The organism is Pseudomonas sp. EL_65y_Pfl2_R96 (assembly GCF_963970905.1).
GTDB lineage: Bacteria > Pseudomonadota > Gammaproteobacteria > Pseudomonadales > Pseudomonadaceae > Aquipseudomonas.
Genome location: NZ_CAXAQH010000327.1, coordinates 1 through 458 on the forward strand (window position 1 = coordinate 1; position 458 = coordinate 458).

Genomic DNA, 458 nt, shown 5'->3' on the forward strand with positions numbered 1-458 from the left:
GGCCCTGTTCAATGAGGCGGAAAGCGTCGTCGAGCCCATTGATGAAGCGGCAGAAGAAGAGGCTGTTGCGCCGACCCAGCGGCGTGGCAAACGCAAACCGCTGCCGGCCGATCTCCCCCGCATCGAAATCATCCACGAACTGCCCGAACATGAACTGACCTGTGCCTGCGGCTGCCGCAAACACGCCATCGGCGAGGAAGTTAGCGAGCAGCTTGAAATCGTGCCGATGCAAATTCGCGTGATCAAGCACGTCCGTAAGGTCTACGGTTGCCGCGCCTGTGAAACGGCTCCGGTCACTGCGGACAAGCCCGCTCAGTTGATTGAAAAAAGTATGGCCAGCCCAAGCGTGCTGGCGATGCTGCTGACCACCAAATACGTGGACGGTTTGCCGCTTCACCGTTTTGAAAAAGTGCTGGGCCGCCATGGCATCGATATCCCGCGCCAGACCTTGGCCCGCT

1 protein-coding gene is annotated in these 458 nt (G+C 59.6%); it reads left to right on the plus strand.

Annotated elements, in window-relative coordinates; genetic code table 11:
* On the plus strand, window positions 1-458 hold a 458-nt coding region (locus AACY49_RS30870), incomplete at both ends, for an IS66 family transposase zinc-finger binding domain-containing protein (RefSeq protein ID WP_339528096.1).